The sequence below is a fragment of the Achromobacter xylosoxidans genome, from assembly GCF_001457475.1.
In the GTDB taxonomy this organism is placed as follows: domain Bacteria; phylum Pseudomonadota; class Gammaproteobacteria; order Burkholderiales; family Burkholderiaceae_B; genus Achromobacter; species Achromobacter xylosoxidans.
This window is the reverse complement of record NZ_LN831029.1, coordinates 1,915,659-1,930,087: the sequence shown is the minus strand read 5'-3', so window position 1 is coordinate 1,930,087 and position 14,429 is coordinate 1,915,659. Positions and strand designations below refer to the sequence as shown.

Here is a 14,429-nt window from a genome sequence, read left to right as displayed (position 1 = left end):
TCGCGCCATCAAACGAAGTTGGAGACGATGACCGTCGCCACGACCCCGAGGATGGCCAGCACGAACAGGCCCTGCAGGAGGCTCAGGCCTGATTCGGATTGCTGGGGATCGGCGGATCTACGCAGACTCATGTACGGATTCCTTGGAGGCGGTTTTGCGGCTTGCCAGCCACCGTCCAAGGACAACAACGAGCAAGGCGCCGAAGATTTCTACGCCGATTTTAACCGCAGTGGGCTGGACGCCGAATTGACTTTCGACAAACACGTCCGTAACCAGCATGCCGCCCGCGATCCAGCCCAGCAACGCCGCGCCGAAGGTCACCACCAGCGGGTAGCGGTCGATCAGCTTCAGGACCAGCGTGCTGCCCCAGATGATGATGGGCACGCTCACGATCAGGCCGAAGATCACCAGGCCGATCTGGTGATCGGCGTGGGCGTTCTGGGCAGCGCCGGCAATGGCGATGACGTTGTCCAGGCTCATCACGAAGTCCGCGATGATGATGGTCTTGATGGCGCTGATGATGGACGTCCCGCCCTTCACGTTGCCATGGGCGTCGTCTTCGGGGATCAGCAGCTTGACGCCGATCCACACCAGCAACGCGCCGCCCACCACCTTCAGGAACGGGATCGACAGCAGGGTCAGCGCGAAGGCGATCAGGACCACGCGCAGCAGGATGGCGCCGGCGGTGCCCCACAGGATGCCCTGCATGCGTTGCTTGGGCTCCAGGTTGCGGCACGCCAGCGCGATCACCACCGCGTTGTCGCCACCGAGCAGGATGTCGATGAGGATGATCTGGAATACCGCTGCCCAACTCAGCGTCTGGAAAAACTCAAGCAATTTGAACCCCCGAAGGCATTTATCAAAATAAAGGCCGGCCCCGTGCCGGCCAGCCCGCCGCGCGCCTGGCGCGGGCGGGCCCATTCAAAACAACATATTATTGTAGTTCAGCTTTCAGTCAGCTTTCTGGCGCATCAACAAAACTTTGCCAATTGCCAGGACCAGCAGCGCACCCATCGCGCCGGTCATGAGGGCGAAACTGTGCTGCGTCACGCCCAGGGCCGCGTCGATGCGCGCCACCGGCTCCTGCAGGGCCGGATCGCCCACCAGCAGTTCGCCGGCGATGAACCCGAGCAGCGCCGCGCCCACCCAGACAATGAGGGGGAAGCGCTCGATGACCTTGAGCAGCAGCGTGCTGCCGAAAATGACCAGCGGAATACTGATCGCCAGGCCCAGCACCAGCAGGGTCGTGTCGCCCATGGCCGCGGCGGCCACGGCCACCACGTTGTCCAGGCTCATCACGAGGTCGGCAATCATGATAGTGCGGATTGCGGTCAGCAGATTGCCGTGGGTCTTGCCATCGCCCTCTTCTTCGCCTTCGGGCAACAGCAGCGTCACGCCGATGTAGACCAGCAGCAACGCGCCGATGAGCTTGAGCCACGGCAGCATCAGCAGCTTGGCGGCGACCAGCGTCAGCACGATACGCATGATGATCGCGGCGGCAGAGCCGATCACGATCGCTTTCTTTTGCTGCGCCGGAGGCAGCGAGCGCGCGGCCAGCGCAATTACCACGGCGTTGTCGCCCGACAGCAGAATGTTGACCCAAATGATCTGGAGCAACGCTAACCAGAATGCCGCTGAACTGAGTTCCATACCTCTCTTTCCTAGGACGTGATCCCCCTAGGACAAACCAAATGAATGGGTGGAAAAGACAAAAAGACGTACTGACCGTCTTGGTGCGAGCCCGACGGCATTCTTGCTGGGTACGTGCAGAATTTCTTTCATTATAGTTTCGTTCAGCTTTCCGTATGTTTCACCCGGCCGCATCATGGACGCGGGATTTCCCCTAGGCCCTGCGGTGAGCGGGCAAGAAAAAGGCCCGCCGAAGCGGGCCTTTTGGGTCAGGCTGACAACCTTACAGCACCGACTTGAGCAGCTTGCCCATTTCGGAGGGGTTGCGCGTGGTGCGGATGCCGCAGGCTTCCATGACTTCCAGCTTGGCGTCGGCCGTGTCGGCGCCGCCGGAGATCAGCGCGCCGGCGTGGCCCATGCGCTTTCCGGGAGGGGCGGTGACACCGGCGATGAAGCCGACGACCGGCTTCTTCATGTTGTCCTTGGCCCACTGGGCGGCGTTGACTTCGTCCGGGCCGCCGATTTCGCCGATCATGATGACGGCGTCGGTGTCGGGATCGTCATTGAACATCTTCAGGACGTCGACGTGCTTGAGGCCGTTGATGGGGTCGCCGCCGATGCCGACGGCGCTGGATTGACCCAGGCCCAGCTCGGTGACTTGCGCCACGGCTTCGTACGTCAGGGTGCCCGAGCGGCTGACGATGCCGATGCGGCCCTTGCGGTGGATGTGACCGGGCATGATGCCGATCTTGATTTCGTCCGGGGTGATCAGGCCGGGGCAGTTCGGGCCCAGCAGCAGCGTCTTGCTGCCCTTGGCCTTCATGCGGTTCTTGACTTCCAGCATGTCACGGACCGGGATGCCTTCGGTGATGCAGATCACCAGATCCAGTTCGGCCTCGACGGCTTCCCAGATGGCGGCGGCGGCGCCGGCGGGCGGCACGTAGATGACCGACACGGTGGCGCCGGTATCGGCCTTGGCGTCCTTGACCGACGCGAAGATCGGCACGCCTTCGAAGTCCTCACCGGCCTTCTTGGGGTTCACGCCGGCCACGAAGGCGGCTTTGCCATTGGCGTACTCGCGGCACATGCGAGTGTGGAACTGACCGGTCTTGCCCGTGATGCCCTGGGTGATGACCTTGGTGTCCTTGTTGATCAGAATCGACATTTGTGAATCCTTGGATTTTTTCTCTTTACTTGACGGCGGCAACGACGCGGGTGGCGGCTTCGGCCATCGTGTCGGCGCTGATGATCGGCAGGCCCGACTCGGCCAGCATCTTCTTGCCGAGTTCTTCGTTGGTGCCCTTCATGCGCACGACCAGCGGCACGTTCAGGTTGACGGCCTTGCAAGCGGCGATCACGCCTTCGGCGATGACGTCGCAGCGCATGATGCCGCCGAAGATGTTGACCAGGATGGCCTTCACGCTCTTGTTCTTGAGCATGATCTTGAAGGCTTCCGTGACCTTCTCGGCCGTGGCGCCGCCGCCGACGTCCAGGAAGTTGGCCGGCTCGCCGCCGAACAGCTTGATGGTGTCCATGGTGGCCATGGCCAGGCCGGCGCCGTTCACCAGGCAGCCGATGTTGCCGTCGAGCTGGATGTAGGCCAGGTCGAACTTCGAGGCTTCGATTTCAGCCGGATCTTCTTCGTCCAGGTCGCGGTAGGCGACGATTTCCGGATGGCGGAACAGGGCGTTGGAATCGAAGTTGAACTTGGCGTCCAGGGCGATGATGTTGCCCTTGCTGTCGCGGTTCAGGGGGTTGATTTCGACCAGCGAGGCGTCGGTGTCCATGTAGCACTTGTAGAGCTTCTGGAACACGTCCACGGCCTGGGCGGTCGAGTCGGCGGGCAGGCCGATCGCGTTGGCGATCTTGGTGGCTTGCTCGGCGGACAGGCCGGTCAGCGGGTCGATGTATTCGGTGACGATCTTCTCGGGGGTGGAGTGGGCCACTTCCTCGATGTCCATGCCGCCTTCGCTGGAGGCGATGAAGGCGACCTTCTGGGTGGCGCGGTCGGTGACCAGCGACACGTAGTATTCCTTCTGGATGTCGGCGCCGTCTTCGATGTACAGGCGGCGGACCTTCTGGCCTTCCGGGCCGGTCTGGTGCGTGACCAGCTGCATGCCCAGGATTTCGGAGGCGAGCTTGCGCACGTCGTCCAGCGAGCGCGCCAGCTTCACGCCGCCGCCCTTGCCGCGGCCGCCCGCGTGGATCTGTGCCTTGACGACCCAGACCGGTCCACCCAGCTTTTCAGCGGCAGCCACGGCCTCGTCGACGGAAAGAGCGGGGATCCCGCGCGGCACCGGGATGCCAAATTGCTTCAGCAGTTCCTTGCCTTGATACTCGTGGATTTTCATGTGTTACCTGTCAGGACGTATGAGAAAGAGAAGGTGAATCGGAGGTCGAATCGGCCGATGCCTCAGCGCTGCCCCCGGTGTACCACTTGGGATAGTGCTCAGCCACCACCGGGCCGTCGGTGCTCAGGGCATGACAGCCGTCCAGTTGGAATGGACGCCGGTTCGGGTTGCTTTCCTGCCGCCGGCGGTTGGCCATGGTCTGCACCGCCGCGGTGGGAAGCACCTGCGACAGTTCGGTCATGTGCGTACAGCCCTCGACATGGCCGAAGCGCTCCTTGACCTGGCGGCGGAACCCCTTGAGCAGGTTCATGCCGATCAGGTCAGCGTAGGCGGATTCGATGGCCATGCAATGCTCGCCGTAAGGCGCGGCATCATAGACGGCCTGCGCCGCCACGATGGTGAAATCGCCATCGATGGTGATGCGCAGGTGCATATGGTGGATGGGCTGCCCCGCCTTGAACATCTCGCCGTCGCGCTTGGGGAAATCGTACGCCTTGACGTCGATGAGTTCGGCCTCCAGGTCCCAGTTGCCGTCATCGCGCGCATACGACTGCACGCGTATGGAACGCGTGTGCAGCGGCTGGCGAGGACAATCCGGCGGTGGCAAGGGCATGCTTGGGGCCTGCGGGGCAGAGACGGCCGGCGCATGGTGCGCGGCAACAAAACCTTCAAAGTATAGCGCAGCCCGCCCTGCCCCGACCGTCAGAATACGCGTCGCGCTCGCCCCGGCGCCGGGCGTGCCGGCGCTTGCCGGCTCATTGGCGCGTCCACGGCGTGGCCGGGCTGCCCATCCAGGACTGCCCAGCCGGGATGCTCTCGCCCTTGAGCACCAGGGTCAGCGGTCCCAGCCGGGCGCCGTCCTCGACCCGGGTGTCGTACAGGATGGTGCTGCGCGGCCCGACGTTGACGCCATGGCCGATCCGTACCGGCCCGATTTTCATCACGCGGTCCTCGAACAGGTGGGTCTGCGGGCCCGACCAGGCGTGCATGACGGCATCGTCCCCAATTGATACGCAGTCGTACTCGGTGACGTCGGTGGTGTCCATGAACACGCGCTTGCCGATGCGCGCCCCCATGCAGCGCAGCGCCAGCGGCAGCCAGGGCGTGGCGCGCAGGAAATTGAAGAAATTGGGCACCGCGATCGATTCATACAGGCTGGTGACGGCCTCGCTCTTCCACACGAACGGCGTCCACATGGGCTCGGCGCGCGGCCGGTAGCGGCCGACCAGCAGCCACTTGAGCAGCACCAGGAACAGGAAGGTGCCGACGCCGTAGAGCACCCCGGCCAGCATCAGCTCGTCGAAGGCGGCCAGGAATCCCTCGCGCGCGGCGATCGGGATGACCTTCATGACCGTCAGGTAGCCCACCGCGATCACCACCGCCAGCGGCAGGATCATGCGCATCAGCTCGACCGCGCCGCGCGCGACCTTGCGGCCCAGGCTGGGGCGGAAGGTCAGGTGCTCGGGAAAACCGGCCGCCTGCTCGCGCGCCGGCAGCGCCAACGGCGGATTGCCGAGCCAGGTCTGGCCGCTGGCCATGCGGGCATTGGCCGGCGCCCGGCTCTGCACGCCGATCAGCACGTCATCGGGCAGCACCGAGCCGTCCGGCACATAGGCGCCGTTGCCCACGAAACTGCGATTGCCGATGACGGTGGGCCGCATGGTCATCCAGCCCCGGTCGATCTCCTCGTCGCCCAGCATCACGCCGTCGGCGATGAAGCTGTCGCGGCCCAGGGTCAACATGTCGGGCACGATGCCCATCGCGGTCGAGATTTCGGTGCCGCGCCCGACCCTGGCGCCCAGCAGCCGGTACCAGGTGCCGGCGTAGATCGACGCATACAAGCCGTGCAGCACGCTCAGGCTGGATTCCTGGATCTGGTTGGTCAGCCAGCGCCGCAGGTAGATCTGTCCATACACCGGCCAGCGGCCGCTGGCCAGGCGCGGCAGCAGCGTCCAGCGCAACAGCGCGGACACCAGCACGGTCAGCAGCAGCAGCAGCAAGGCGCTGGCCGGCAGCGCCAGCAACAGGTAGACCAGGAACGCGTAGGGCCAGGACACGCGCGAGCCCATCAGGTCCAGCCAGCGCGCGTCGATCCAGTCGATCAGCACGAAACTCGGGAACACGGGCATGAAGAACAGGGCCGCGATCAGCGTGCCGCCGGCCGCATAGGCCAGCACGTCCAGCCGCGCCCAGCGTCCTTCGCGCGCCGGCCGCGCGGGTAGCTCGGGGGCGCGCGCCTGCGGATCGTGCCGCGCCGGCGCGCCGGTCCAGATCTGGCCGGCCGGGATACGGGCGCCGGCGGGCAGCGAAGACAGGCCCTCGAGCCGGCCGTCGTCCTCGATCACGACGTCGCCCTGCACCACCGCGTAGGAGCCGACGTAGGCATTCGCGCCCAGCGCGATGGGCGCCACCTCCCAATGCGCGCCGCGCACTTCAAAGTTCTCCAGGTTGACGGCGGCGCCGATGCTGGCGCCGTCAGCCACCGTCAGCAGATCCGGGGCGCGCACCGAAATGCGGCTGATGGCGGTGTCGCGGCCAATGCGCGCGCCCAGCGCCCGCAGGTACCAGGCCTGCAGCGGCGAGCCCGCCAGCAGGTGAGCCGGCGGGATGTCGAGGATGCGGTCGACCAGCCACCAGCGATAGAAGGTCCAGCCATAGAGCGGATAGCGGCCGGCCTTGAGTCGCCCCAGGATGCCCCACTTGCAGACCACCGCCACGCCAAAGCTGAGCAGGTTGCAGGCCAGGTAGCTGGCGATCGACAGCGCCACCGCGCGCCATACCGAATCGCCCTCGTCGCCGGTGAAGTAGTGGTAAGTGAAGAACGGCGTCAACCAGATCAGCATGCGCACGCCGATCAACAGCGGCAGCACCGCCAGCTGCGCCAGGCCGCAGGCCCAGCGGCGCCACTGCGGCGCGCGCTCGACCTCCGCTGCCTCGGCCGCCGGGGCCTGGACCTCGTCCGAAGCGAGCGCCAGCGCATCGAGCCGGGCCGCCAGCGCCCCCAGCACCGAATGCTGGTAGAGCTCGTGCATGGTCAGGGCCGAGAACTGCGGATGCTTGCGCAACGACGACACCAGCCGCGCCGCCAGCAGCGAATGGCCGCCCAGGTCGCGGAAGAAATCGCTCGCCAGCCGCAGCGGCTGGCCCGGAAAGAGTGGCCGCAGCGCCTCGAACAGGACCTGCTCGCCCGCCGAGACCGGCACGTCATCCTCGCCGCTGGGCTCGGACGCCGTGGCCAGTTCGCGCGCCTTCAAGGCCTTGCGGTCGATCTTGCCCGAGGTCAGGCGCGGCACCTCGGCCACCAGCTCGAAACGGGCCGGAATCATATAGGCCGGCAGTTCGGCGGCCAGCGCCGCCCGCAGCGCGTGCGGGTCGAGACGGACATCGCCCTCCGGCGTCAGGAACGCCACCAGCTGGTCGATGCCCGCCAGGTCGCGCAGCACCACGGCGGCGGCGCCAACGCCAGCCTGGCGGTACAGCGCGGCCTCGATCTCGCCCAGTTCGACGCGAAAGCCGCGCACCTTGACCTGGTCGTCGCTGCGGCCCAGGCACTGGATCTGGCCGTTCTCGTCGATGCGCGCCAGGTCGCCGCTGCGGTACATGCGGGTGTCATGTTCGCCGCTGGGACGCGGGTTGGCCAGGAACTTCTCGGCTGTCAGTTCGGGGCGCCCCAGATAGCCGCCGGCCACGCCCGGGCCGGTGATACAGAGCTCGCCGGTCTGGCCCTGCGGCAGCACCGCGCCGTCCTCGCCGCGGATCAGCATGCCGTAGTTGGGCAGCGGCGTGCCGATGGTCACCCGCTGGCCGGGCAGCAGTTCGGCCAGGCTGGCCGACACGGTGGTCTCGGTGGGACCATAGGTATTGAACAGGCGCCGGCCGGGCGTGGCCCAGCGCTGCACCAGAAACTCCGGGCACATCTCGCCGCCCAGGTTGACGATGCGCAGGCCCGGCACGTCGCGCGCGAACAGCGCCAGCAGCGTCGGCACCGCGTGCAGCACGGTCACGCCCTCGCGCGCCAGCGCATCGGGCAGCGCCTCCGGATCGGTGGTCAGCATCTTGGGCGCCACCCACAGCGTCGCGCCGACCAGGTAGCTGATCCAGATTTCCTCGAACGACATATCGAAGGCAACCGAGAAGCCCTGGTAGACCTTGTCGCCGTGGCGCACGCCGAGCACCTCGTTTTCGCTGCGCAGGAAATGGCAGATGCTGGCCTGGCTGATCGGCACGCCCTTGGGCTTGCCGGTGGACCCCGACGTGTAGATGACGTAGGCGGGATGTTCGGGCAGCAGGCCATCCCGGCGCCGCAATGGCGCGTCGACCGCCGCCGCCAATTCCCAAGGCGTCCAGGTGGCCATGCCGTCCAGGCGGACCTCGCCACCGGCAACCAGCCCGTGGGCGCCGGCGTCCTGCAGGCAAACCAGCATGCGCTCGGGCGGCGTGTCGGATTCGAACGGCAGCCAGGCCGCGCCCGCCTTGGCGATGGCCGCCTGCATGATGAGCAGTTCGTCGCCGCGCGGCAGGCACAGGCCGACGATGTCGCCCGGCCGCACGCCGGCCTCGATCAGGTGGTGCGCGGCCAGGTCGGCGCGGCGCCCGAGTTCGTCATAAGTGAGGGATTGATCCAGCCAGTGGATGGCAATGGCGGCGGGATGCCGCAGGATCGTGGCTTCCAGGATATCGGGCAGCGTTTCCGCTTGCAGCAGATCCGGCCGACGGGGGCCTTGGAGAATCATAGGTACGGCGACAATCCGGCAAATGGGATGTTTGCCTATTGACCCACACGGCGCGAATTCGTTCAAGCAGGGACGAAAAAAACCCCTGTGGCGTGCATCAGGCGCGCAACACAGGGGTTCCGGGTTGCCGGCCCCGGCAAATTCGCGGCGGGCCGGCGGCCGCCGGTCAGGCGGCTTCGCGCAGTGCGCGGGCGGCTTGCACCATGCCGATCAACGCCGCTTCGGTTTCCGGCCAGGCGCGGGTCTTCAGGCCGCAATCCGGATTGACCCACAACCGCTCCTTGGGCAGGCGGGCGGCGGCTTTCTGCATCAGGCCGACCATCCAGTCCACTTCCGGAACGTTGGGCGAATGGATGTCGTAGACGCCCGGGCCGATGTCGTTCGGATAGCGGAAATCCTCGAACGCCTTGAGCAGTTCCATGTTGGAGCGCGACGTCTCGATCGTGATCACGTCCGCGTCCATGGCGGCGATAGACTCGATGATGTCGTTGAACTCCGAATAGCACATGTGCGTGTGGATCTGGGTCTCGTCGCGCACGCCGGCGGTCGACAGGCGGAAGCAATCCACGGCCCAGTCCAGGTACGCCTGCCAATCGGCGCGGCGCAGCGGCAGGCCCTCGCGGATGGCCGGCTCGTCGATCTGGATGACGCTGATGCCGGCCGCTTCCAGGTCCACCACCTCGTCGCGCAAGGCCAGCGCCAGTTGGCGGCAGGTCTGTTCGCGCGGCTGGTCGTCGCGCACGAACGACCACTGCAGGATGGTGACCGGACCCGTCAGCATGCCCTTGACGGGCTTGTCGGTCAGCGACTGGGCGTACGAGGACCAGCCCACCGTCATCGGCGCGGGGCGCGCCACGTCACCGAAGATGATCGGCGGCTTGACGCAACGCGAACCGTAGCTCTGCACCCAGCCGTTCCTGGTGAAGGCAAAGCCGGCCAGCAGCTCGCCGAAGTACTCCACCATGTCGTTGCGCTCGGGTTCGCCATGCACCAGCACGTCCAGGCCGACCTTCTCCTGGAATCGGATCACCTCCTCGATTTCCTTGCGGATGGCGCTCTCGTAGGCCGAATCCGTCAGCGCGCCCGCCTTCCAGTCGCGGCGCAGCGCGCGGATCTCGGCGGTCTGCGGGAACGAACCGATGGTGGTGGTCGGGAACGCCGGCAGGCCGAGCTCTTCCTGCTGCCGGGCGATACGGCCGGCGAAAGGCGCGCGGTCCCGCGATACCGCGGCCGAGGCGGCCATGCGTTGCGCCACGGCGGGGTTGTGGATGCGGGCGGACGAGCGACGCGCGGCCAGGGCGGCGCGCTGACGGGCCAGGCCGTCCTGCACGCTGGCCTCGGTGGCGCTGTCCAGCGCGCGGCCCAGCAGGCTCAACTCGTCCAGCTTCTGCGCGGCGAACGACAGCCAGCTCTTGAGCTCGGCGTCCAGTTCGGTTTCGTTGGCCAGGTCCACCGGCACGTGCAACAGCGAGCACGACGGCGCCAGCCACAGCCGCTCGCCCAGTTGCTGCTTGACGGGAGCCAGCGTCGCAATGGCGGCGTCCAGATCGGTGCGCCAGATGTTGCGGCCGTTGATGACGCCGGCGGACAGCACCTTGTCGGCGCCCAGGCCGGCCAGCACGTCGCCCAGTTGCTCCGGAGCGCGCACCAGGTCCACGTGCAGGCCGGCTACCGGCAGCGCCAGCGCCGTGCCCAGGTTGTCCTTGAGGCCATCGAAGTAGGTGGCGACCAGCAGCTTGACCGGGCTGGCCGAGAACGTGGCGTAGACCTGCCTGAAGGCATCGCGCCAGGCTTGCGGCAGGTCCAGCACCAGGATGGGTTCGTCGATCTGCACCCACTCCACGCCCAGCTTGGCGAAGCGGGCCAGCACTTCCTGGTACACCGGCAGCAGGTTGGCCAGCAATTGCAGCTTGGCCGCGTCGGCCGCGCCGCCGGCAAAGGCGTCGCCCTTGCCCAGGAACAGCCAGGTCAGCGGACCCGGGATCACCGGCTTGACGGCATGGCCCAGCGCCTGCGCTTCACGGATCTGCTCGAACAGCGATTCACGCGCGATGCGGAAGGCCTGGCCCGGCACCAGTTCCGGCACGATGTAGTGGTAGTTGGTGTCGAACCATTTGGTCATTTCGCACGCGGCGGCGGGCTTGCCCGACGGGGCGCGGCCGCGGCCCATGCGGAACAGCGTGTCCAGCGAGACCGGCTCGTTGTCCTTCTGGCCGAACCGCGCCGGCACGGCGCCCAACAGCGTGGTCCATTCCAGGATCTGGTCGTACCAGGCGAAATCGCCCACCGGCACGAATTTGACGCCGGCGGCGGCCTGCGCCTGCCAGTGCCGGGCGCGCAGCTCGCGGCCGGTCTGCTCCAGCGTTTCGCCGGTCTGCTTGCCCGCCCAATAGGCTTCGACCGCGCGCTTCAGTTCGCGCTGGGCACCAATGCGGGGGAACCCCAAATTATGAATCGTAGTCATGGCAGTCGCGTCTTAGACAAATTTTGTTCAAGTGCCGATTATTCTGGACCCAAAGCAAAATGAATCAAAATCAATGTCTACATTCATAAGATGAAAAAATCTCATAGAATATAAGTTCATTCCCGCCCCTGGTCGGGAGTTCCCGCCGTGTTGCCCCCCCGGCGACGGCGCCATCCTCACCGCTACCGCCGCCCCATGCTGGAAATCCGCCACCTCGAAACGTTGACCGCCATCCGCGAAGGCGGCAGCCTGCAGGAAGCCGCCGAGCGCCTGCACCTGACCCAGTCGGCCTTGTCGCATCAGTTGCGCGACCTCGAAACCCGGCTGGGCACGCCGCTGCTGAACCGCCGCACCCGGCCGGCCCGCCTGACCACGGCGGGCCTGCGCGTGCTGGCGCTGGCCGACGAAGTGCTGCCGCGCATGCGCGCCACCGAACGGGAATTGCAGCGGCTGGCCGCGGGCCGCACCGGCCGCCTGCACCTGGCCATCGATTGCCATTCCTGCTTCCAGTGGTTGATGCCGGCGCTCGACGCCTTCCGCGCGCAATGGCCCGACGTGGCGCTGGACCTGTCGGCGGCCTTCTCGTTCGCCCCCCTGCCCGCGCTGGTGCGCGGCGACCTCGACCTGGTGATCACGTCCGACCCGCAGCCGCTGGACGCGGTCGAGTACCTGCCCCTGTTCAAGTACGAGCTGGTGCTGGCCGTGTCCGAATCGAATCCGCTGGCCGGCAGCAAGTTCGTCATGCCCGATCAACTGGCCGACCAGACGCTGATCACCTATCCGGTGGACAAGCAGCGCCTGGACATCTTCACGGCCTTCCTGGACCCCGCCGACGTCGAACCGGCCGCCATCCGCAAGGCGGAACTGACGCCCATCATCGCGCAGCTGGTGGCCAGCAACCGCGGCGTGGCCGCCCTGCCCAACTGGGCGCTGACCGAATACATGAACCAGGGTTGGCTGCGCCAGTGCCGGCTGGGGCCCCAAGGCGTGTGGCGGACCTTGTACGCGACGGTGCGCAGCGAGGACACCGACGCCTCATACATCGACGAATTCCTGACATTGACGCGCGACGTCTGCTTCAAGACGCTGAGCGGCATCAAGTCGGCGAAATAGGAAAAGGCAACGACGGGCCGGCAATGGCCCTCGCCGCGCGGCCTGCTCAGTCGTCGTCGCCCGCGCCCAGGATGCGACGGATGACGTCATGCGCGAAGCCGCGGCTGGCCAGGAAGCGGGCCTGTTTGGCATAGGCGGCGCGATCCTCGGGCTTGGCGCCGAAGCGTTTCTGCCAGACCTCGAGCGCGCGCTCGTATTCGGTGGCGCGCAATTGCTCGCGCAGCTCGGATACCTGGGCATCATCCACGCCGTGCTGGCGCAATTCCTGCACGATGCGGGCCGCCCCCTGGCGCGAGGCGCGGCGGTGCACCAGGCTTTGCGCAAAACGCTCGGTCGACAGCCAGCCTTCCTTTTCCAGCGCGTCCAGCACGCGCTCGACCTCATCGGGGTCTTCGGCATGGGGCGCGAGTTTTCGCGCCAGCTCATCGCGGGCATGCTCGCGCCGCGACAGATAACCCACCGCCCGCATTTTCAGCGACGGCCCCTTGGGGCGCGGGCGCGACTTGTCTTCGGATGGCTGCGCCCCCTCGCCCGCGCCATCGCCATCATCACCGCCCTTGCCACGCCGGCCGCGCCCGCCGGCCGCGCGCCGTTCGGAACTGCGCTGCCACTGCGACGCCGGCGCGCCGGCGCCCTCTGGTTCCTGGCCGGACGCCCCGGTGGATTCGGCGGCCCGCCGCAGGTCCGACGTGCGGCGCAGTCCTTCGGGCTTGGCCACGGTCTCGAATTCATCGTCCAGCCTGGCGCGCAGGCGATCAGCGGACGTGACGGGCGGTTTCCAGCTCATGCGCTTCCTCTATGTGCCAGCGGCAGGCCTCCCGGGACGGGAGCCTGCCGCTGGCGGCCGGGCTGGCGGGCCCGGCGCTATCCGGTGAAGGGGCGACGCGATTACTCTTCGCTGTCGTCTTCGGCGGTGGGCACGAATTCCGCGGCGCGGCTGACGATGCCCTGGTTCTCGCGGACCCGGTTTTCGATCTCGATCGCCAGTTCCTTGTGTTCCTTCAGGTATTCACGGACGTTGTCCTTGCCCTGGCCGATGCGGTTGCCGTTGTAGCTGTACCACGCGCCCGACTTGTCCACCACATTGGCGGCCACGCCCAGGTCGATGATTTCGCCTTCGCGCGAGATGCCGGCGCCGTACATGATGTCGAACTCGGCCTGCTTGAACGGGGGCGCGACCTTGTTCTTGACCACCTTGACGCGGGTTTCGTTGCCGACGACCTCGTCGCCCTTCTTGATCGAGCCGATGCGGCGGATGTCCAGGCGCACCGAGGCGTAGAACTTGAGCGCGTTGCCGCCCGTGGTGGTTTCGGGGTTGCCGAACATCACGCCGATCTTCATGCGGATCTGGTTGATGAAGATGACCATGCAGTTGGTCTTCTTGATGGTGGCGGTCAGCTTGCGCAGCGCCTGGCTCATCAGGCGGGCCTGCAGGCCGGGCAGCGAATCGCCCATTTCGCCTTCGATTTCGGCCTTGGGCACCAGGGCGGCGACCGAGTCGACCACGATCAGGTCGACCGAACCCGAGCGCACCAGCGCGTCGGTGATTTCCAGGGCCTGCTCGCCCGTGTCCGGCTGTGAGATCAGCAGGTCGGACAAGTTGACGCCCAGCTTCGAGGCGTACTGCACGTCCAGCGCGTGTTCGGCGTCGACGAAGGCGCAGGTGCCGCCCAGCTTCTGCATTTCAGCCACGACCTGCAGGGTCAGCGTGGTCTTGCCCGAGGATTCCGGACCGTAGATTTCTACCACGCGGCCGCGCGGCAGACCGCCGACGCCCAGCGCGATGTCCAGCCCCAGCGAGCCGGTCGACACCACCTGGATGTCATGCGAGACCTCGTTGTCGCCGTAGCGCATGATCGAGCCCTTGCCGAACTGCTTTTCGATCTGCGAGAGCGCGGCGGCCAGCGCCTTGGCTTTTTCCGCGGCGGCGGCCTTGGTGGTTTTGTCGTCCATGTAGTGTCCTGTCAGGTCTGGTCTGTAACGTATCGGGGCGCGGCACGTGTGTCGGTCAGCGCGCGGGTTGTCGCAAGGGGTGATCGGGCCGTTGCTGACAGCTGTTGCCAGAAAATTGGCAGTGAAAGCTGTGGCGCTGAAGCGGTGATCGGTAAAGCGATAGCGCAGATTATGGCATCGGATTGT

11 protein-coding genes are annotated in these 14,429 nt (G+C 66.5%); 1 reads left to right on the top strand and 10 read right to left on the bottom strand.

All coding sequences use genetic code 11. The features are described 5' to 3' along the window. Window positions 1-8: 8 nt before the first annotated feature. The 8 genes from AT699_RS32365 to metE all read right to left on the bottom strand — a co-directional run bounded on the left by AT699_RS32365 (window position 9) and on the right by metE (window position 11,177). Window positions 9-131 carry a hypothetical protein gene (locus AT699_RS32365; protein WP_020924500.1) on the bottom strand — a complete coding sequence of 41 codons (123 nt, stop codon included), beginning with the start codon at window positions 129-131 and terminating at the stop codon, window positions 9-11. After that, entirely contained in the window at window positions 118-837 is a 720-nt protein-coding gene (locus AT699_RS08690; protein ID WP_024068232.1) for a TerC family protein, read from the bottom strand. The genes AT699_RS32365 and AT699_RS08690 overlap by 14 nt, the downstream gene beginning before the upstream one ends. A gap of 114 nt (window positions 838-951) precedes the next feature. Next, complete coding sequence (locus tag AT699_RS08685; protein ID WP_006388411.1) at window positions 952-1,650, bottom strand: TerC family protein; 699 nt, start codon at window positions 1,648-1,650, stop codon at window positions 952-954. 262 nt (window positions 1,651-1,912) lie between these two features. Continuing rightward, window positions 1,913-2,794: a succinate--CoA ligase subunit alpha gene (gene sucD / locus AT699_RS08680; protein ID WP_006388410.1), complete on the bottom strand. Its 882-nt coding sequence runs from the start codon at window positions 2,792-2,794 to the stop codon at window positions 1,913-1,915. A 25-nt stretch (window positions 2,795-2,819) separates the two neighbouring features. Then, entirely contained in the window at window positions 2,820-3,980 is a 1,161-nt protein-coding gene (sucC, locus tag AT699_RS08675) for an ADP-forming succinate--CoA ligase subunit beta (protein ID WP_006388409.1), read from the bottom strand. Window positions 3,981-3,990: 10 nt separating this feature from the next. Next, entirely contained in the window at window positions 3,991-4,593 is a 603-nt protein-coding gene (locus AT699_RS08670; protein WP_006388408.1) for a DUF2889 domain-containing protein, read from the bottom strand. Window positions 4,594-4,735: 142 nt separating this feature from the next. After that, entirely contained in the window at window positions 4,736-8,713 is a 3,978-nt protein-coding gene (locus AT699_RS08665) for a Pls/PosA family non-ribosomal peptide synthetase (RefSeq protein ID WP_024068231.1), read from the bottom strand. Window positions 8,714-8,879: 166 nt separating this feature from the next. Then, window positions 8,880-11,177 carry a 5-methyltetrahydropteroyltriglutamate--homocysteine S-methyltransferase gene (gene metE, locus AT699_RS08660; RefSeq protein WP_006388404.1) on the bottom strand — a complete coding sequence of 766 codons (2,298 nt, stop codon included), beginning with the start codon at window positions 11,175-11,177 and terminating at the stop codon, window positions 8,880-8,882. A 195-nt stretch (window positions 11,178-11,372) separates the two neighbouring features. Between metE and AT699_RS08655 the strand changes: the two genes are divergently transcribed. Next, on the top strand, window positions 11,373-12,290 hold the full coding sequence (locus tag AT699_RS08655) for a LysR family transcriptional regulator (RefSeq protein WP_006388402.1): 918 nt from the start codon (window positions 11,373-11,375) through the stop codon (window positions 12,288-12,290). Window positions 12,291-12,336: 46 nt separating this feature from the next. Here the strand turns inward: AT699_RS08655 and recX are convergent, their stop codons facing one another. Further along, complete coding sequence (recX, locus tag AT699_RS08650) at window positions 12,337-13,077, bottom strand: recombination regulator RecX (protein ID WP_006388400.1); 741 nt, start codon at window positions 13,075-13,077, stop codon at window positions 12,337-12,339. Window positions 13,078-13,178: 101 nt separating this feature from the next. Then, complete coding sequence (recA, locus tag AT699_RS08645) at window positions 13,179-14,243, bottom strand: recombinase RecA (protein ID WP_006388399.1); 1,065 nt, start codon at window positions 14,241-14,243, stop codon at window positions 13,179-13,181. Window positions 14,244-14,429: the final 186 nt, after the last annotated feature.